The organism is Aquimarina acroporae (genome assembly GCF_023195925.1).
GTDB lineage: Bacteria > Bacteroidota > Bacteroidia > Flavobacteriales > Flavobacteriaceae > Aquimarina > Aquimarina acroporae.
Genome location: NZ_JALPRE010000006.1, coordinates 468,091 through 486,308 on the forward strand (window position 1 = coordinate 468,091; position 18,218 = coordinate 486,308).

Sequence of the window (18,218 nt, forward strand, 5' to 3'; positions counted from 1 at the left end):
TTTGTGTTTTATTTTAACTTATTTTAGCTTTTTTTGTGTCTTTTATCGAAAATCAAAACCATTTGATCTAAAAGTCTGTCTTTTAGTTTGTTTAACAGTTATTTAATAATATTATTGTATGGTTAAACCGTAACAACAAACTCACAAACCATTAATAAAATAGTATTAAAATGAAATTAATTACATGTTTTTTTGGCTTGCTTTTATTTATCAACAGTTATGCTGGTGATGGAGAAAAATTAGAAGTGGAGCAAGATGGACTTGTTGTTGTGGTATTAGATTTTGAAGAAGGAGATAAGATCAAATTATTCGAGATCGAAACAGGAGATCATGTTTTGTCAAAAACTCATGGTCAGATAGATTTAAGTCAATTACCAATAGGGGCATATTTGTTAGAAAATAACGAAGGAAGGTCAATTGTAATTGAGCGTTTAGAAGAAGGGTTAAATGTTGATGGTGCTATTACTGCAATACACAATGATTTTCTTTTAGAAAGAGATAGCAAACGAGTGATGATGCCTGCAGAAATAGATGTAGAACAAGAATATATGCATTATTATGATAATGCAGAAACCAATCTTTTAGCTATAGAGCGAGAAGGTGATATGATTACCGTTGTTGATTTTGAAGAAGGTGATAAAATCAAGTTATTTGAAGTGAAAAATACAGTACATATTTTAACAAAGACTTCTAATTTTGTTGATCTTAGTCAGTTACCAGCTGGAGTTTATGTTTTAGAGAACAGTAAAGGGGACTCTGTAGTTGTAGAAAAGTTTTATGACAAGGATCAAGTAGCAGACATGCATTAAATAATATTCGCCATAATATTTTTATAGCCTACCTGGAAACGGGTAGGTTTTTTTTATTCTGTAATTCTGTGCTGGAAAAGTATAGATATGTTTTTAAGCGTTTTAGTATAGTTCTGGGATCTCTTTATTTTACTTAAAGTAGTGTTTCGTATTGATATACTTGTTTTTAATTTAAAAGATGAATTCTAAAAAAAATATGAAGATAATATGGATACAAAAAAAGAGGTGCATAAAGCACCTCGATGGTTTGTACTAAAGATAGATTTATTTGTCTAAATTTTTGGTCATGTTAAATCCAACAAATAATCCTGCGCCGGCCATTAGGAATATAGTTCCTGGTTCAGCAATATGGTCTTTAACGCCAATTACTTCAGTTAATATTCCTGCCAAGAAAATGCCAAGTCCAATTCCCATTAATAAAAGAGATAAGTTTAGTACAAGAACTTTCCAAATAGGAGTAACTCTTTTTTCCTTACTGCTATAAAAAATAGAAGCGTCTGCACCTTTTTCAATAAGAGCCATACGTTCTTTGTTTCTTGCAGAAATGAATAGGTAATAGATTCCGAAAAGAACTCCAAAAATAGCAGGTAAAATAATTACTTCAGATCCCATGTTATAAATTTTTATAGGTTAATACTGTTCGTTTTTCTTCTATGACGATAGATAGTTTTGGTTGGTTACAAAAAAGTGTAAAAATATATTTTGTAATTTTTGGAGAGAAATGTGTAACCATTTTCAATTTGTGATCGTCATACCCGTAAATGAACCATCAACCAGATCAATATTACATAGATCAAGTATTAGAAGGAAATGTGAATGCGTTTTCTGTACTTGTAGAGAAATACCAAAGTTTGGTATATACCGTTGTATATCGAGTGGTTAAAAATAAAGAAATAGCAGAGGAGGTAGCTCAAGATACTTTTGTAAAGGCCTTTAGGTCGTTACAAAAATATAGAGGAGAAGCCAAGTTCTCTACGTGGTTATATACCATAGCATATAGAAAAAGTTTGGATGCGATTAAATCTAACAAGCGTATAATGACTTCAGAATTAATAGAAGAGATTAATGAGGGAGAAATAGAATTAGTTACAGATGCACTTAATTATTTACAGGTCAAAGAAAGAAAACAAATAATAGCAGATAGTATTTTAAAGTTGCCTGAAGAGGAAGCGGCTATAGTTACACTTTATTATTTTGATGAAAAAAGTATAAAAGAAATTGTCGAAATCATTGGTTTATCACAAGATAATGTGAAAATTAAACTATATCGAAGTAGAAAAAAGCTATATTCGATATTGAAAAATTACATTTCGCCAGAAATCAGTAGTAAAAATGGAACAGCGATTTAGAGATATTCAAAAATTAGTTAAAGAAGCTGGTTTAGAAAACCCTTCTCCTAGTTTTCTTAGTAATGTGATGAACCAAGTAGAAACTTCTGTTTCAAAAGATACTATAGTATATAAACCTCTTATCTCCAAAAAGGGATGGATAATAGTCTTACTTACTGTTTCGGTTCTTATTGGAGCTTTGTTTCTGTTGTATAACGGCGAATCAGTTTTCAATAAAGTAAACTTTCCTTTTGATTATTTTATCAAATTTGAAAATCCGCTATCAGGCATCAATTTTACAAAAACCACTACCTACGCGATTGTTTTTTTAGCACTATTGTTTTTTGTGCAAATAGGATTCCTTAAAAAGAGAATAGATAAGAATTTTGCGGTATAAAACATATTATGGTGTCATATCGTTAAAATATTTTTAAAACTGCAATACATTCTCTATTTTACATAAGGAATTAATTAAGCAAACTTAGTATGCAAAAAAGGATATGTGTTATTGGGGCAGGACCAAGTGGTATAACTGCGCTTAAAAATCTAAAAGACAAAAACCTTGATGTAGTATGTTATGATCGTAATAATGAAGTAGGAGGTAATTGGATTTATTCAGAAAATGAAAGCCATTCTAGTGTTTTCGACACTACACATATTATAAGTTCTAAAACGCTATCCCAATACGAAGATTTTACATTTGAAGATTTTGATCCTACCGTAGCAGATTACCCTTCTCATGATGAATTGAGAAGATATTTTCAGGAATATGCAAAACATTTTGGTTTGTATACTCATATAGAGTTTAACACGGTTGTGCAAAATTGCAAAAGAGTAGCGAAGAATAAATGGGAAGTTACGATCTTACAAAATAACAAAGAAGTTGTAGAGACCTTTACTGATCTGGTGGTTTGTAATGGACATCACTCTGTTCCAAGAATGCCAGAATATCCTGGTACTTTTGATGGGGCATTTATTCATTCACATAATTATAAAAAGGCTGCGCCTTTTGCTAATCAAAGAGTATTGGTCATTGGGGGCGGTAACTCTGCATGCGATGTGGCGGTAGAAACAAGTAGAGTAAGTGCAAAAACCAGTATTAGTTGGCGAAGAGGATATCGAATTATACCCAAATTCTTTTTTGGAATACCTTCAGATATAGTTGGTGCAAGATCTGCATGGCTACCGGTAAAAATAAGAAGTTGGCTTAATGACAAATTGCTAAACATTATGTTGGGCAAAAATAAACTATATGGCTTGCAAGAGGTGAAGACAAAGTTTGGAGAAACGCACCCAACAATAAACGATGAATTACTCTATAAGATTCGACATGGTAAAGTTCATCCTAAAGTCGATATAGAAAAATTAGAAGGAGAGGTTGTACATTTTAAAGATGGGACTACAGAGCATGTAGATGTTATTATTGCCTGTACAGGATATGTTCTTAAGCATTCCTTTTTTGATGAATCATTTGTAGACTATAGCGATGGTCCTGTTCCGTTATATTTAAAAATGTTTCACCCAGAGTATCACGATTTGTTTTTTGTAGGGATGTTCCAGCCTTTGGGCTGTATTTGGCCTGGCTCGGAGTTACAAAGTAAAATTTTGGCCAATTATTTAGCAGGAGATTGGCGAATGCCTTCAAACATTAAAAAATTATGTGAAAGAGAAGTGACACATCCACATTATAAGCAAATAAATACTCCTAGGCACACTATTACAGTTGATTATCATATTTTTAGAAAAGCTCTTTTAAAACAATTACCCAAACAATGGGTGTCTAAAGAACCTGTGGTTATGGATCAAAGTGCATAACTATAAAGTTTGAAGTTATTCATGCAAAGCTTTTTTTATATTTACTGTCAGTTTCGTAATGTTTAGTTCATATTGTGTCAATGACAGATTTTAATTTTTCTAAATTCGTAGAGGAGTTGTCCTCAGATTTTATTCCGGTAGTATCCTCTAAATTCTCTAAAGAACAATATATCCCCATAGATTTATCTGAATCTAATGTAAGCCTAGATACTTTTGATGTGTCTTCTTCTAAAGCATTTGAGGCTTATGTAGTTGATTATCTTAATAAGAATAATGCCAAAGTGGCCTATGGGGGATATCATGAACCCAGAGGTATTTATAGACGCAGTAAGCATTTTAATGACGGTGACATTGCAGAGGAACGTAATATTCATCTAGGCCTAGATCTTTGGTGTGATGCAGGTACAGAAATACTCTCTCCATTGGATGGAGAAATACATAGTTTTAAAAATAATAACAACTATGGCGATTACGGGCCTACCATTATATTAAAACACCATATTAGAGGAGTTGAGTTCTACACGCTTTATGGTCATTTAAGTACAGCATCTATTTCAGGATTAAATATGGGAGATGTTGTAAAGGCTGGTGATGTTATTGCAATACTTGGAGATGCTTCGGTAAATGGAGATTATGCTCCACATCTGCATTTTCAAATTATAAAAGATTTAGAAGGTAATGTAGGCGATTATCCCGGGGTTTCTAGTAGAGAGGAGTTGAATAAATATAAATATAACTGCCCTAATCCTAATTTACTTCTTAATATCTAAGTTTATTCATTTAATTGGTGACCTTTACTCACATACGCAGAGCCTCTGCAATACATAAAAGTTATCGTATCCAATTGCACCCTTAGTAAAACAATGGTAATCAATAGACATTTTTTGAAAGATGCAATTGGTTTCTTAGATAGTTTCTTTTAGATATTACCTTGAAATTAAGGGGATTAAGGTGTCAGAATAACTGTTTTTTGTGTTTTTAATCGATTCATAGTTGCCTTTTAACCTAAACTTAAATTTTTAAAGCATTGATAATCAATGTTTTATGTTTTATTATTTGCATTTTTGGTATTTTAACGAAAATTAACAGGTTTTGGTCTAAAAGACTGATAATTAGTTGGTAGCATAATTATTTAATCCTATCATTGTATGGTGAAACCGTAGTTTTACAATCAAAAAGCCCCAAATTATGAAAGCGACTACACTATTAATTACACTATTTTTATCGGTATCGATTTTTGGTATGGAGGATGATAATCTTACCATTCAACAAGAAGGACTTATTATCGAAGTTGTAGATTTTGAAGAAGGAGATAAGTTAAAGTTGTTCGAAGTTGAAACAGGTGATCATATTTTATCTAAATCTTATTCTCGTATCGATCTTAGTCAATTACCAATCGGATCTTATTTATTAGAAAACAATAGAGGAAAGTCTATCGTTATCGATCGTCTTGAAGAAGAATTAATGATTGATGGAGCTGTTTTTGCTCAGGAAGAAAACTTTTTGGTAGAAGATGCCGAAATGAGTAATGAGGTAGTAAATGAAAATACCGAAGAGGAGTTCGTAGCACAATATCTTAACCCACAGAAGAATGTATTAGATATTCAGAGAGAGGGAGATGTTATTACTGTTGTAGATTTTGCAGAAGGAGATAAATTAAAATTATTTGAAGTTAAAGATACGGTACATGTTTTATCTAAAACTACAAATGTGATCGACTTAAGTCAATTACCGGTAGGAGTTTACCTATTAGAAAACAGTAATGGGGATGCAGTAGTTGTAGAGAAATATACAGAAACTCAAAATAATATTACAGACCTATAGGATTGTTCATCCTTTAGGGCTTTTTGAAAAAACGTCATAGTAGTTAGTAAATAATACAGGAACCGGTTCATTATGAATCGGTTTTTTTAGTAATAATAGATGTATTGATAAAACAATTTTATCATTTTTTTTAATTTTAATGCACAGAATTATGATGTATTGTTTTTTTATGTATATTTATTCTATGTATTCAAAAGAACTATTAAAAGGAACCCTATCGGTTATTGTGTTAAATATCCTTGCAGAGAATGGTCGCATGTATGGGTATGAAATTTTTCAACAGGTAAAAGAACGTTCAGGTGGAAAGATTTTACTAAAGGATGGGTCTTTATATCCGGCTCTTCAAAAAATGAGAAAAGAAGGTCTATTGTCATGTGAAGAAATATATATAGGGAAAAGGGTGAGAAAGTATTATGCCCTCACCAAAAAAGGAAAGGAGAAGAAAGCTTCTTATGTAGAAGAACTGAAAGATTTTATAGAAACACTGAATAAGGTTATTTTTCCTGAATTTGGAACGATATGAGACTAAATGAAGAACAGCTATATAGTATTCAGCATTTTGTTGACTCTCAGGGGTTAAAACATAAGGATTTAAGAGATGATATCCTGGATCACTTATGTTGCGCCGTAGATAGCGAATTAAGGAGAGGGAAACCTTTTAAACAATCGTTTGATGAAGCTATTAAAGAATTAGCTCCTAACGGTTTAATTGATTTAGAGCGTAAAACATTTTTTTTATTAAACTATAAACGAATAATTATGATGAAAAAATTGATGTATTTAATAGGCTTTATAGGTTCATTTTCATTAACAATTGGTGTAACATTTAAGTTGTTACTTTATCCTGGGGCGAACCTGTTTTTTATGATTGGATTTATTACGTTATTGTTGGTGTTTGTCCCAATGTTAACCTTTGATATGTATAAGGTTACTATTGCTCGAGCTTTTTCAGAAAGGCTAAAAATCATTTTGGGCTGTGTCGCTGCAATAATAACTGGATTTGCTGGTGTGTTTAAGCTTTTAGAGTTACAAGGAGTTAGTATTTTGCTACTAGCCGGAGCTTTTGTTTTTGCAGTTGGTTTTTTGCCATTTTTGTTTTTTACAATGTATAAAAAGTCCATAGCCTAACGAGGTAATAAAATATCGATATAAAAAACCTGGAGGTATTTCTCTCCAGGTTTTTTATATCGATAAGATGCTATGTATTCTTATTCGTTATTTATAAGTACCCATTCTCCTTTTTCAATTAATGGAATAGCCTGCTTGTATTTAAGTGTTTTATTCTCTCCACTCATAACGTGTTTAATGGTAACACGGTCGTTACGTCCTATTTTTGGTTGTTCTCGTACAATGGTTTCAGTAACCTGAGGCCTCTGTTGAGTTTGTCCAGCTGCTCTATTCATAGCAGCACGCTCATCCATATTTGGAATTTCCTCTTTAGATGTTTCAAGGTTTTCTTTTCTTCTTACCTGACGAGCTTCAGAGATATCTTGAGTATTACCTGTAGGTAATTCACCTTTAAATAAGAAAGAAATTACATCTTTATTAACTTCCTCTATCATTGCTTTAAATAACTCAAAAGCTTCAAACTTATAAATTAATAAAGGATCTTTTTGCTCATGAACCGCCAACTGTACACTTTGTTTTAGTTCGTCCATTTTACGTAAATGCGTTTTCCAAGCATCATCTATAATGGCAAGTGTGATATTTTTCTCAAAATCTGTAATTAACTGCTTTCCTTCCGATTCATAGGCCTTTTGAAGATTAGTAGCTACATTTAAGCTTTTAACTCCATCAGTAAAAGGAACAAGAATTCTTTCATAATTACTCGAAGGATCCTCGTATACTTGTTTAATTACCGGAAAGGCCATCTCTGCATTACGCTTCATTTTATCCTGATAATGCTCATAAGCAGCTTTGTAAATCTCCCCCGCAATCTTTTGAGCATCCATTTTTTCGAATTCTTCAGCAGTAATTGGGCTGCTCATCGAAAAGTAACGAATAAGTTCGAATTCAAAGTTCTTAAAGTCTTGAGCTACTTTGTTGCTTTCGGCAATAACTTCAGAAGTATCATAGATCATATTAGCTAGATCTACACGTAAACGCTCGCCAAATAATGCGTGATAACGGCGTTTATAAACTACCTCACGTTGAGCGTTCATTACGTCATCATATTCTAGTAATCGTTTACGAACACCAAAGTTATTTTCTTCTACTTTTTTCTGAGCTCTTTCTATAGACTTGGTAATCATAGAATGTTGAATAACTTCACCTTCCTGTAGCCCCATTCTGTCCATCATTTTTGCGATACGCTCAGATCCAAAAAGACGCATTAAATTATCTTCAAGCGAAACGTAGAATTGAGAACTACCAGGGTCTCCTTGTCGTCCTGAACGACCACGCAACTGGCGGTCTACACGACGTGAATCATGACGCTCTGTACCAATAATTGCTAAACCACCAGCGGCCTTAACCTCGTCAGATAACTTAATATCCGTTCCACGACCTGCCATATTGGTAGCAATAGTTACCATACCTGTTTTTCCAGCTTCGGCAACGATATCTGCTTCTTTCTTATGTAACTTAGCATTAAGTACATTGTGAGGTATCTTGCGAATAGTTAACATTCTACCCAATAATTCAGATATTTCTACAGATGTAGTACCAATAAGCACTGGTCTTCCTGCTTTAGATAATTCGGTTACTTCATCAATTACAGCATTGTATTTCTCTCTTTTGGTTTTGTATACCAAATCTTCTCTGTCAAATCTAGCGATTGGTCTGTTTGTAGGTATTTCTACTACATCCAGCTTATAGATTTCCCATAATTCACCTGCTTCAGTAACCGCAGTACCTGTCATACCGGATAACTTTCGGTACATTCTGAAATAATTTTGTAAAGTTACTGTGGCAAATGTCTGGGTAGCATCTTCAATTTTTACATTTTCCTTAGCTTCGATCGCTTGATGCAGTCCATCACTATATCTACGACCGTCCATAATACGGCCGGTTTGCTCATCGACAATTTTTACTTTATTGTCCATTACAACATATTCTACGTCTTTTTCGAACAATGAATATGCTTTAAGAAGCTGGCGTAATGTGTGAATACGCTCACTTTTTACACTATACTCTCTAAAAAGATCTTCTTTCTTTTCAGCTTCTTCTTCTTTTGATAATTCTAAGTCTTCGATTTTAGCGATTTCCATCCCTATCTGGGGTAATACAAAGAAATCGGGATTATCTTTTCCAGATAAATATTCTACTCCTTTATCGGTGAGATCTATCTGATTGTTTTTTTCTTCAATTACGTAGTACAGATCAGCATCTATCTTATGCATTTCACGATTGTTATCTTGCATGTAGAAGTTTTCTGTTTTCTGAAGTAATTGTTTTACACCTTCTTCACTCAAAAACTTGATTAAAGCTTTGTTTTTTGGAATACCTCGATATACCTGAAGTAATTTAAATCCACCTTCTTTAGTGTCCCCTTCTTTAATGAGTTTTTTTGCTTCGGCAAGTACTGTAGTCAGGAGTTTTTGCTGTACCGATACAACGTCTGCAATTTTTGGCTTTAATTCATCAAACTCGTGAATATCTCCTTTAGGAATTGGACCAGATATGATTAAAGGCGTTCTTGCATCATCAATTAATACCGAGTCTACTTCATCAATAATAGCATAATTATGTGGTCTCTGTACAAGATCTTCTGGTGCATGAGACATATTATCTCTTAAGTAGTCGAAACCAAATTCGTTATTGGTTCCGTAGGTAATGTCTGCATTGTAGGCTGCTCTACGTTCAGCAGAGTTAGGTCTGTGGTTGTCAATACAATCAACAGTAAGCCCGTGAAACTGAAATAAAGGTGCCATCCATTCGCTATCTCGACGAGCTAGGTAGTCATTTACTGTAACCAGATGAACCCCATTTCCAGAAAGTGCGTTAAGATATACTGGGAGTGTTGCAACTAGCGTTTTTCCTTCTCCCGTCTGCATCTCGGCTATTTTACCTTCATGCATTGCGACACCACCAATTAACTGCACGTCGTAGTGAATCATATCCCATTTTACCTCTTTACCTGCAGCATCCCAACTAGTTGACCAAATAGCTTTATCATTATCAAGTGTTACATAATCTTTGGTTCCAGAAAGCTCACGATCATAGCTAGAAGCACTTACTTCAATAGTTTCATTATTGGCAAATCTTTTTGCCGTTTCTTTTACTACGGCATAAGCTTCTGGGAGGATATCATTTAAAGCTTTTTCGGTGATTTCGTAAGCCTCGTCTTTCAGTTTATCAATTTGACCATAGATATCTTCTTTTTTGTCAATATCTTCAGTGTTATTCGCATCTTCTTTAAGTTGCTCTATTTTAGTATTGATTTCTGCTCGTGCGTCGTTAATTTGCTTTTTGAACATTTCTGTTTTTGCACGTAGCTCATCATCCGATAACCCTTCGAGAGCTTTTCCAGCTTTTTTAATCAATTCAACTTTAGGCTGAATTTCTTTTATATCTTTTTTGGATTTGTCTCCAACAAATACTTTAAGTACAGAATCTAAAATTCCCATAATTAATGGTTATGTGTGTTTACTGAGATTTTGATAGTAACCAGTGCTATTTAATTACACAATGGTAAAATCCCAGCATGGGGATTGCTTATTTATCTCAAGACCCATTGGGTCAACATTATACAATGCTTTTAAGGTTTAAAAACCTCAAAAGAAGCGTAATTTACGCAAAAAAAAAGCCTCTTGCGAGACTTTTAGTACTATTTCAATTTTTTTTAATATTCATCCTCATTCCAAAGATAATCTTCGTCTGTAGGATAGTCTGGCCATATTTCTTCTATAGAGTCATAAGAGTCTCCTTCATCTTCAATTGCCTGTAGATTTTCTACAACCTCCAGAGGTGCTCCAGTACGAATTGCATAATCTATTAATTCGTCTTTTGTAGCTGGCCAAGGTGCATCACTTAAATATGATGCTAATTCTAAAGTCCAATACATATGTTTACTGGTTTAATTTTTTGCAAAAATAATTTTTTAGTTTAAAAAGTCAAGTAAAAAATTAATTATTTAAACAATAATTATAAGAACGTGATTTTCTGAGACTTTCCCTTATTAATTTCTCAGTTAGAAAAATTATGAATTCTTTGTCGGAATCCATTTTACTTCTTCCGCTTTCAAATCGAGGGACAATTTTCGTGCCAGCACAAAAAGATAGTCAGATAGTCGGTTTAAATACTGCAGTGTTGTAGCTTCAAAAGGCTCTATTTCAAAGAGAGCAGTTGCCAAACGTTCGGCTCTTCGGCATACGCAACGTGCAATATGACAGAATGACACGGTTTGGTGTCCTCCAGGCAAAACAAAATGAGTCATTGGGGGTAATAATTCATTCATTCGATCAATTTCATTTTCCAGAATTTCAATATCAACGTTGTTAATAGTGGGAATGTTTAATCGTTTTTTACCACTTTTTAAAATTGCTTTTTCAGGATCTGTTGCCAAAACGGCTCCTACAGTAAATAATTTATCTTGAATATCGATAAGTGTTTTTTTGCTTAGCTCATCGATTTTTTGATCCCTAATAAGTCCAATGTGGGAGTTTAATTCATCAACTGTACCATAGCTATCAATCCTTATATGGTGTTTTGGGACTCTTGTGCCTCCAAATAAAGCCGTTGTACCTTTGTCACCAGTTTTGGTATATATTTTCATTGGTTGTTTTTTTCTTTTTTGTCAAAATAGTTTTTTTTGAAATTTCGCTTTTTGCGACCGTATAATTTGTTTTTGTTTCGTTTCGTATTCCAGGAAACAAGAGCGAATAACACAGCGATTCCGATAATCATCAGAATAAGCTGGGTTTCTTCAGAAAGAGAATCAAACATTATCTTTACTTTTAAGGTAAAAGTAGAAAAATGGTTTTAAATGCTTGTAATAAGTGAGGGGTATTTGTGAAGTTATATCCGGTAAAAATGTTAAATTTGTGGCGCTATGGAATTCTCTTCAAAGTTATTAGAAAATGCAGTTTATGAAATGTCTCAATTGCCGGGTATAGGCAAAAGGACTGCTTTACGATTGGTACTTCATTTATTAAGACAGCCAGAAACACAAACAGAACACTTAACCCAAGCTTTAGGAACATTAAGGAAAGATATTAATTTTTGTAAAAAATGTCATAGTATTAGCGATACCGAGATATGTGATATATGTAGCAATCCAAATAGGATTCAAGATGTTATATGTGTAGTTGAAGACATTAGAGATGTAATGGCTATAGAAAGCACAGGACAATATAGAGGTTTGTATCATGTTTTAGGAGGTAAGATTAGTCCATTAGATGGTATTGGTCCTCAAGATCTAACTATTGGTTCTTTGGTAGATAAAGTAAAAACAGGAGCAGTTAAAGAGCTGATATTTGCTTTAAGCGCAACTATGGAAGGAGATACTACAAATTTTTACATTTACAGACAATTGGAGGGGATGTCTGTTAAAACATCTACAATCGCAAGAGGTATTGGAGTTAATGATGAATTGGAGTATGCAGACGAGGTAACGCTTGGAAGAAGTATTGTAAATAGAATTCCTTTTGAAAATGCCCTAAAAAACTCTTAATTTTCCAAAAATTAAAGAGAATTCCTTCTGAAATTATCAGTTATCATAGTAAGTTATAATGTTCAATATTTTTTAGAACAATGTTTGCTTAGCCTTCGAGAGGCTATATCTTCATTAGACTCAGAAATTATTGTTGTTGATAATTGTTCGTCTGATGATAGTGTGCAATTAGTTAAGGAACACTTTTCTAAGGTTATTCTTATAGAAAACAAAATAAATAATGGTTTCGCTAGTGCAAATAACCAAGGAGCAGAAGTGGCGACTGGCGAATATATTTGTTTCCTAAATCCAGATACTATTGTAGGGCATTCGACCTTTACAAGGTTAATGAGATCGGCAGAACAGCTACCTCATTTGGGCATTGTTGGGCCTAAACTTATAAGTGGAACTGGTGATTATCTTAGCGAGAGTAAGCGTAATATTCCATCTCCATTAACTTCATTTAGAAGACTGTTTGGAATTAACTTAGGGTATGTGAAAAATTACTATGCAGATCATATAAGTGACAATGGTATCGGTGATGTAGATGTGTTGGTAGGAGCTTTTATGATGCTAAAAAAGAAAGCATTTATACAAGCAGGAGGTTTTGATGATGATTACTTTATGTATGGCGAGGATATAGATTTGTCGTATAAGATCAAAAAAAATGGATTATTAAACTATTATATAGGGAATATAGTAGCGGTACATTATAGAGGAGAGAGTACAGATAGGAATGCGGTTTACGTAAAACGATTTTATAATGCCATGCGTTTGTTTTACAAAAAACACTTTAGAAGTAATGTTATTTTAGATGTTATGGTCTCTACCGGAATTCGTATTGTGTCTTTTTTTCAGTCGTTTAAAAACTTTGATAAAAGAAATAGGAAAATTGATAGTTATTTTTTGTTGTCTGATAATGAGAGATTTAGAGGGTTTTTAGAGGTCGAATTACAACAAAAAGTGGTAATGTTTTCTGTAATAAAAGCTGAAGATTTGGGAGATAGTAATATCGAGATTATCTTTGATAACGATTTTATGACCTTTGAAGATATTATAGATCAAATGCAGCTTTTGAAAAAGAAGAATGTTACCTTTAAGATTCGACCCAAAAATTGTAATTACATTTTAGGGAGCAATTTTAGTGATGGAAAAGGAGAGGTTATAGTATTTTAAATAAACTTTAATAGAGAAAAACTAATATTAAAGCTTTATTTTAATTAAATTCGCAAAAAATTTAACTTATAAACACTTTGGATTAAGAATATGGCAAAATTTGAGCTTAAACTTCCAAAAATGGGTGAGAGTGTTGCAGAGGCAACAATAACAACTTGGTTAAAAGAAGTTGGAGATACTATTGAACTAGATGATGCAGTGGTAGAAATTGCTACAGATAAGGTAGATAGTGAGGTACCTAGTGAGGTAGAAGGAGTGCTTGTTGAAAAGCTTTTCGAAGTTGATGATGTGGTACAAGTAGGTCAAACTATTGCTGTTATTGAAACCGAAGGAGATGTAGTAGAGGTTTCTGGTCCATCAGAAACAGTTATAAAAAACGAGGAAGCTCCAAAAGAAGCTGTGGTACTTGAGACTCAAGTAGCCGATGTTGTGGAGGCTGTTGCTGAAGGTGCTGCCGTAGATTTTTCGGGGAGTTCTAAGTTTTATTCACCGTTAGTGAAAAACATAGCTTCTGCCGAGGGAATTTCAGTAGAAGAACTTGATGCACTTACAGGTACAGGAAAAGATGGTCGGGTTACCAAAAACGATATTCTCCAATTTGTAGAAGATCGTAAAAACGGAAAAGTATCTGCACCTGTACAGCCAGTTAAAGCAGTGGTAAAAGCAGCTCCGGCTGCTCCTAAAAAGGAGGTTTCTCAAAAACCTGCTCCTGTGGTGGCTTCTGGAGAAGATGAAATCATAGAAATGACTAGGATGGGTAAACTTATTGCTCATCATATGGTAGATTCGGTACAGACTTCAGCGCATGTACAATCTTTTATTGAAGCAGATGTAACCAATATTTGGAACTGGAGAAAAAAGGTGAAAGGAGATTTTATGAAACGCGAAGGAGAGAATCTTACTTTTACACCAATCTTTATGGAAGCTGTTGCAAAGGCGCTTAAAGATTTTCCGATGATGAATATTTCTGTTTCAGGAGATACAATAATTAAAAAGAAAAATATTAACCTAGGTATGGCTGCGGCATTACCAGACGGGAACCTGATTGTTCCCGTTATAAAGAATGCAGACCAATTAAATATGGTTGGAATGACCAAAGCTGTTAATGATTTAGCTAATAGAGCTCGTAATAATCAATTAAAGCCTGATGATATTCAAAATGGAACATATACAGTTACCAATGTAGGAACCTTTGGTAGTATAATGGGGACACCAATTATCAACCAGCCTCAAGTAGGTATCTTAGCGTTAGGTGCTATTCGAAAAGTTCCTGCTGTAATTGAGACTCCAGAAGGAGATTTTATCGGGATTCGATATAAAATGTTTTTGTCACATTCTTATGATCATAGAGTGGTTAACGGAGCGTTAGGAGGACAATTTGTACAGCGCGTAAAAGATTACTTAGAAGCGTTTGATGTGAATAGAGAGATCTAGAAAATAAACTAAAACCTATTGTAAGAACCTCGTAGTACAACTACGAGGTTTTTTTGTGGACAAAGTGTTTGATTTAAAAGATGTTGTAAATATTTGTTCAATTTAAATAACTTTTATATTTTTGAGGTGTACTAGATAACTAATACACTAGATATGATTCAAATAAGAGGTTTAAAATTTCATTATCCTAAAAGCAGAGTGGTGCTTAATGATATTTCATTGGATTTCAGTTCTGGTAATATTTATGGGCTGTTTGGTGAAAATGGAGAAGGGAAAAGTACACTTATAAAATTAATGGCGGGTCTGCTTTTTCCGAAAAAAGGATATTGCCAAATGTCTAACAATGATCTCTCAAAAAGAAGAATAGAAGATATGCGAGAGGTGTTTATGGTGCCCGAAGATTTTGAATTGCCTAGTTTAAGTATTCATAAGTTTGAAAAAATAAACGCTCCTTTTTACCCTAAGTTTTCTCAAGATCAATTCTATGATTTAATACGGGAATTCAAGCTTTCGCCGCAAGAAAACCTTTCTGCGTTGTCTTTTGGGCAAAAGAAAAAAGTTCTTATTGCTTTTGGGGTTTCTGCAAACACTAGTTTGTTGTTATTGGATGAGCCAACTAATGGTTTAGATATACCTTCCAAAAGTCAGTTTAGAAAAATAATGGCTTCTGCAGTAGATGAAGGTAAATGTATTGTGATTTCAACGCATCAAGTAAGAGATTTACATAGTCTTATTAATCATGTTGTGATTTTGGGGCAATCTAAAGTTGTATTCGATCAGCCTTTTTCTTCGATTTCTGAAAAGCTTTGGTTTGGTAGGGCGAAGCAGGATAGGCAGGATCAAATTATATATACCGAACCTTCTTTTGGTAGCAGAGCCGTCCTTGAAAGATTAGATCAGGAGGAAACAGAGGTAGATTTAGAGTTACTATTTAATGCGGTAGTGAGTAATCCGGAGAGAATTAATAACGTGGTAAAAGGTAAGATGCATGGCACAGTCATTTAATATAAAAAGAGTAAGTAGTCTTATGTATAGGAACTTAGTTCTTCTTAGAGGAGCTATAATCACCACCTTGTTGGTGGCTGGTGGTCTTATTTTGGTTGCTACACTATTAAGTATTCGCGGAGATTATGTGGTAAAATCTAATGAGTTTATAGGGGTGTTCTCAGTACTGTTTTTATCAATAGGGTTATTATTTACTTTTGCGATTTTTAGAGAAATGCATAGTGGTAAGTCAAGTTACTTTTATTTTTTACTACCAGTTACAGCATTAGAAAGAGTAATAGCAGCATGGTTATTGTCCAACGTTATTTATATTATTGTATTTACATTTTTTGCATTTGTAATTGGACAAATAGCAATTTTACTTTGTAGTTTTTCTCCTAGTACCGGTATACACTTTTTACCCATATTTTCTGAAACGTTTTGGACGGTGGTCAAATTTTATTTTTTCGTTCAACCTGCATTTCTTCTCGGAGCTGTGGTGTTTTCAAAAAATAGAATTGGTAAAACCTTATTAGCGGCAATAGTGGTGTTTTTTTGTGTTTTTATATACAATCTCATACTATGTTTTGCATTTACGGGAGGGGCTTTCGATGTATTTACATCCGACCCATTCTCTACAGATGCATTCGATTTGGCAACAAAAGATGTCTCTGGAATAGGAGCGTTTCTGTTTAGTCTCGTATTTGGCCCTATGATGCTTTTGGTAACTTATTTTAGAATAACAGAAAAGGAGATACGATAATGGATTTTGATAATGGCAAGCCTATCTATCTGCAAATTGTAGATTTCTTTTATGAGAATATTCTTATAAGGAAATGGCAGGAAAATGAGAGGATACCTTCTGTGCGAGAGGTTGCTGTTACCGTTGAAGTAAATCCGAATACAGCAATACGAGCGTTTAACCATTTACAAGAACAAGAGGTGATCTATAACAAAAGAGGAATTGGGTATTTCGTCTCAGAAAAAGGATATGATACTGTTCTGGAGATTAAGAAAAAAGAATTTATGGGTGTAAAATTACCTAATATATTTAAAGAAATGATGCTCTTAGATGTAGAGTTTGAAGAAGTAAAACACTCTTATGACGAGTATGTTAAAAATGTAAATGATGAGAAAAAGTAATTTAGTTTTAATAATTGCCGTTGCAGTTTTAGCATTTTTCTTTTTGGCGTTTCAAGCTATTATGCATGATTATATCGATAAGGTAGACAGAAGAAAAGTGGTATCTGATTTTAAAGAAGAGATACGAACCGTTTCGTCTTTTAAAAGAATATATAATAGTCAGGATGCAACAATTTATTTTACTCAAGATAGTATTACTACCATAAAAATTAAAGGACCCGAAACATACATCTCTAAGGTCAAAATTAGAGTCGTTGGTGATACTCTTTTTATTGATAAGACACCAGAAATTAGGAAAAAAGATAGTGTAAAGATATTTATTTCTAATCCAGGTTTAATAGAAATTGATATGAGTTCGGGAACAATGTTTGAAACTGTTCATCAAGTTTTGGGAGATAAGATAGAATTGCATTTTAGTAATGCGAGTAAAGGATATCTCGATTTGTCCTATAAGTCGGTAAAATGCAAGGCGGTTTCAGATTCAAAAGTCAACATAAAAGGGAATTCTAATCATATAGATTTCACAAATTAAATCAATTACAACTGAAGAAATATGGAAACGAACAGAAAGTAGTTAAATCATCATCAATCAATCTTAATCATTAATCAAAAAACGAACAGTTATGAACTTCGAAAAGAGCATGGCAATAATGCCAAATGAGCAGTATCATACTGCCAAAAAGATATCCAAATTTAAAAGTTGCGCAATGCGATTTGTGTATCTTATAACCTTTGTAGCGCTAGGGTATGATGTGTGGTCAGAAATCATAAATCCAAGTGAAACCTGGGGCACCTATGATGGAGTAGTTTATAGTTTTTGGGCTGGCTACGCATTGCTGATGGGGCTTGGTATACGATACCCGTTAAAGATGTTGCCCTTATTATTACTTCAATTAAGCTATAAATCTATTTGGTTACTAGGTATTTATCTTCCTTTGAGTCTATCTGGAAGATTAGATGAAGGTGTCGAGGGGTTTTTAACACCTTTTTTGATTGCTGTACCACTAGATGTAATAGCAATTCCTTGGAAGTATACTTATGAGAATTATATAAAACGACTTTTTTGGGTTAAGTAATAGGCTTATATCCATATACAGAGGTTTGAACATACAG

20 protein-coding genes are annotated in these 18,218 nt (G+C 33.5%); 16 read left to right on the plus strand and 4 right to left on the minus strand.

Going from position 1 to position 18,218, the window contains the following annotated elements; translation table 11 throughout:
- The first annotated feature begins 170 nt into the window (after positions 1 to 170).
- Complete coding sequence (locus tag M0D21_RS10545) at positions 171 to 809, plus strand: T9SS type A sorting domain-containing protein (RefSeq protein WP_248329198.1); 639 nt, start codon at positions 171 to 173, stop codon at positions 807 to 809.
- A 264-nt stretch (positions 810 to 1,073) separates the two neighbouring features.
- On the opposite strand, the gene M0D21_RS10550 is transcribed toward M0D21_RS10545, so the two are convergent.
- Entirely contained in the window at positions 1,074 to 1,421 is a 348-nt protein-coding gene (locus M0D21_RS10550) for a DUF6249 domain-containing protein (RefSeq protein ID WP_248329200.1), read from the minus strand.
- 149 nt (positions 1,422 to 1,570) lie between these two features.
- Between M0D21_RS10550 and M0D21_RS10555 the strand changes: the two genes are divergently transcribed.
- The 7 genes from M0D21_RS10555 to M0D21_RS10585 all read left to right on the plus strand — a co-directional run bounded on the left by M0D21_RS10555 (position 1,571) and on the right by M0D21_RS10585 (position 6,904).
- Positions 1,571 to 2,158, plus strand: a complete 588-nt coding sequence (locus M0D21_RS10555; protein ID WP_248329202.1) for an RNA polymerase sigma factor — start codon at positions 1,571 to 1,573, stop codon at positions 2,156 to 2,158.
- Positions 2,142 to 2,534, plus strand: coding sequence for a hypothetical protein (locus tag M0D21_RS10560; protein ID WP_248329204.1), 393 nt, complete (start codon positions 2,142 to 2,144; stop codon positions 2,532 to 2,534). The genes M0D21_RS10555 and M0D21_RS10560 overlap by 17 nt, the downstream gene beginning before the upstream one ends.
- Before the next feature lie 89 nt (positions 2,535 to 2,623).
- Complete coding sequence (locus M0D21_RS10565; RefSeq protein ID WP_248329206.1) at positions 2,624 to 3,952, plus strand: flavin-containing monooxygenase; 1,329 nt, start codon at positions 2,624 to 2,626, stop codon at positions 3,950 to 3,952.
- Between the two features lie 80 nt (positions 3,953 to 4,032).
- On the plus strand, positions 4,033 to 4,722 hold the full coding sequence (locus M0D21_RS10570) for a peptidoglycan DD-metalloendopeptidase family protein (protein ID WP_248329208.1): 690 nt from the start codon (positions 4,033 to 4,035) through the stop codon (positions 4,720 to 4,722).
- Between the two features lie 418 nt (positions 4,723 to 5,140).
- Positions 5,141 to 5,776 carry a hypothetical protein gene (locus M0D21_RS10575; RefSeq protein ID WP_248329210.1) on the plus strand — a complete coding sequence of 212 codons (636 nt, stop codon included), beginning with the start codon at positions 5,141 to 5,143 and terminating at the stop codon, positions 5,774 to 5,776.
- Positions 5,777 to 5,960: 184 nt separating this feature from the next.
- Complete coding sequence (locus tag M0D21_RS10580; RefSeq protein ID WP_248329212.1) at positions 5,961 to 6,299, plus strand: PadR family transcriptional regulator; 339 nt, start codon at positions 5,961 to 5,963, stop codon at positions 6,297 to 6,299.
- Complete coding sequence (locus tag M0D21_RS10585; RefSeq protein WP_248329214.1) at positions 6,296 to 6,904, plus strand: hypothetical protein; 609 nt, start codon at positions 6,296 to 6,298, stop codon at positions 6,902 to 6,904. The genes M0D21_RS10580 and M0D21_RS10585 overlap by 4 nt, the downstream gene beginning before the upstream one ends.
- 80 nt (positions 6,905 to 6,984) lie before the next feature.
- Here M0D21_RS10585 and secA read toward each other — a convergent pair whose 3' ends face one another.
- The 3 genes from secA to M0D21_RS10600 form a co-directional block, all read right to left on the minus strand.
- Positions 6,985 to 10,344 carry a preprotein translocase subunit SecA gene (gene secA / locus M0D21_RS10590; RefSeq protein WP_248329216.1) on the minus strand — a complete coding sequence of 1,120 codons (3,360 nt, stop codon included), beginning with the start codon at positions 10,342 to 10,344 and terminating at the stop codon, positions 6,985 to 6,987.
- Between the two features lie 215 nt (positions 10,345 to 10,559).
- Positions 10,560 to 10,781: a DUF2795 domain-containing protein gene (locus tag M0D21_RS10595; RefSeq protein ID WP_008272287.1), complete on the minus strand. Its 222-nt coding sequence runs from the start codon at positions 10,779 to 10,781 to the stop codon at positions 10,560 to 10,562.
- 135 nt (positions 10,782 to 10,916) lie between these two features.
- Positions 10,917 to 11,492 carry a cob(I)yrinic acid a,c-diamide adenosyltransferase gene (locus M0D21_RS10600; protein ID WP_248329218.1) on the minus strand — a complete coding sequence of 192 codons (576 nt, stop codon included), beginning with the start codon at positions 11,490 to 11,492 and terminating at the stop codon, positions 10,917 to 10,919.
- A gap of 276 nt (positions 11,493 to 11,768) precedes the next feature.
- Here M0D21_RS10600 and recR point away from each other — a divergent pair, with 276 nt between their 5' ends.
- The 8 genes from recR (at position 11,769) to M0D21_RS10640 (ending at position 18,181) form a co-directional block, all read left to right on the plus strand.
- Positions 11,769 to 12,389: a recombination mediator RecR gene (gene recR, locus M0D21_RS10605; RefSeq protein WP_248329220.1), complete on the plus strand. Its 621-nt coding sequence runs from the start codon at positions 11,769 to 11,771 to the stop codon at positions 12,387 to 12,389.
- 45 nt (positions 12,390 to 12,434) lie between these two features.
- Complete coding sequence (locus tag M0D21_RS10610) at positions 12,435 to 13,544, plus strand: glycosyltransferase family 2 protein (RefSeq protein WP_317250139.1); 1,110 nt, start codon at positions 12,435 to 12,437, stop codon at positions 13,542 to 13,544.
- A gap of 90 nt (positions 13,545 to 13,634) precedes the next feature.
- Positions 13,635 to 14,978 (plus strand): dihydrolipoamide acetyltransferase family protein, encoded by a 1,344-nt coding sequence (locus M0D21_RS10615; RefSeq protein ID WP_248329224.1) that lies wholly within the window; start codon positions 13,635 to 13,637, stop codon positions 14,976 to 14,978.
- A gap of 153 nt (positions 14,979 to 15,131) precedes the next feature.
- Complete coding sequence (locus M0D21_RS10620; RefSeq protein WP_248329226.1) at positions 15,132 to 15,983, plus strand: ABC transporter ATP-binding protein; 852 nt, start codon at positions 15,132 to 15,134, stop codon at positions 15,981 to 15,983.
- On the plus strand, positions 15,967 to 16,725 hold the full coding sequence (locus tag M0D21_RS10625; RefSeq protein WP_248329229.1) for a hypothetical protein: 759 nt from the start codon (positions 15,967 to 15,969) through the stop codon (positions 16,723 to 16,725). The genes M0D21_RS10620 and M0D21_RS10625 overlap by 17 nt, the downstream gene beginning before the upstream one ends.
- Complete coding sequence (locus M0D21_RS10630) at positions 16,725 to 17,105, plus strand: GntR family transcriptional regulator (RefSeq protein ID WP_248329231.1); 381 nt, start codon at positions 16,725 to 16,727, stop codon at positions 17,103 to 17,105. Before M0D21_RS10625 ends, M0D21_RS10630 begins: the two co-directional genes overlap by 1 nt.
- Positions 17,089 to 17,637, plus strand: coding sequence for a GIN domain-containing protein (locus tag M0D21_RS10635; RefSeq protein WP_248329233.1), 549 nt, complete (start codon positions 17,089 to 17,091; stop codon positions 17,635 to 17,637). Before M0D21_RS10630 ends, M0D21_RS10635 begins: the two co-directional genes overlap by 17 nt.
- Before the next feature lie 91 nt (positions 17,638 to 17,728).
- Positions 17,729 to 18,181, plus strand: a complete 453-nt coding sequence (locus M0D21_RS10640) for a hypothetical protein (RefSeq protein ID WP_248329235.1) — start codon at positions 17,729 to 17,731, stop codon at positions 18,179 to 18,181.
- Positions 18,182 to 18,218: the final 37 nt, after the last annotated feature.

Coding starts and splice junctions, on each gene's coding strand:
- M0D21_RS10545 (WP_248329198.1), top strand. CDS start 171: ATGAAATTAATTACATGTTTTTTTGGCTTGCTTTTATTTATCAACAGT.
- M0D21_RS10550 (WP_248329200.1), bottom strand. CDS start 1,421: ATGGGATCTGAAGTAATTATTTTACCTGCTATTTTTGGAGTTCTTTTC.
- M0D21_RS10555 (WP_248329202.1), top strand. CDS start 1,571: ATGAACCATCAACCAGATCAATATTACATAGATCAAGTATTAGAAGGA.
- M0D21_RS10560 (WP_248329204.1), top strand. CDS start 2,142: ATGGAACAGCGATTTAGAGATATTCAAAAATTAGTTAAAGAAGCTGGT.
- M0D21_RS10565 (WP_248329206.1), top strand. CDS start 2,624: ATGCAAAAAAGGATATGTGTTATTGGGGCAGGACCAAGTGGTATAACT.
- M0D21_RS10570 (WP_248329208.1), top strand. CDS start 4,033: ATGACAGATTTTAATTTTTCTAAATTCGTAGAGGAGTTGTCCTCAGAT.
- M0D21_RS10575 (WP_248329210.1), top strand. CDS start 5,141: ATGAAAGCGACTACACTATTAATTACACTATTTTTATCGGTATCGATT.
- M0D21_RS10580 (WP_248329212.1), top strand. CDS start 5,961: ATGTATTCAAAAGAACTATTAAAAGGAACCCTATCGGTTATTGTGTTA.
- M0D21_RS10585 (WP_248329214.1), top strand. CDS start 6,296: ATGAGACTAAATGAAGAACAGCTATATAGTATTCAGCATTTTGTTGAC.
- secA (WP_248329216.1), bottom strand. CDS start 10,344: ATGGGAATTTTAGATTCTGTACTTAAAGTATTTGTTGGAGACAAATCC.
- M0D21_RS10595 (WP_008272287.1), bottom strand. CDS start 10,781: ATGTATTGGACTTTAGAATTAGCATCATATTTAAGTGATGCACCTTGG.
- M0D21_RS10600 (WP_248329218.1), bottom strand. CDS start 11,492: ATGAAAATATATACCAAAACTGGTGACAAAGGTACAACGGCTTTATTT.
- recR (WP_248329220.1), top strand. CDS start 11,769: ATGGAATTCTCTTCAAAGTTATTAGAAAATGCAGTTTATGAAATGTCT.
- M0D21_RS10615 (WP_248329224.1), top strand. CDS start 13,635: ATGGCAAAATTTGAGCTTAAACTTCCAAAAATGGGTGAGAGTGTTGCA.
- M0D21_RS10620 (WP_248329226.1), top strand. CDS start 15,132: ATGATTCAAATAAGAGGTTTAAAATTTCATTATCCTAAAAGCAGAGTG.
- M0D21_RS10625 (WP_248329229.1), top strand. CDS start 15,967: ATGGCACAGTCATTTAATATAAAAAGAGTAAGTAGTCTTATGTATAGG.
- M0D21_RS10630 (WP_248329231.1), top strand. CDS start 16,725: ATGGATTTTGATAATGGCAAGCCTATCTATCTGCAAATTGTAGATTTC.
- M0D21_RS10635 (WP_248329233.1), top strand. CDS start 17,089: ATGATGAGAAAAAGTAATTTAGTTTTAATAATTGCCGTTGCAGTTTTA.
- M0D21_RS10640 (WP_248329235.1), top strand. CDS start 17,729: ATGAACTTCGAAAAGAGCATGGCAATAATGCCAAATGAGCAGTATCAT.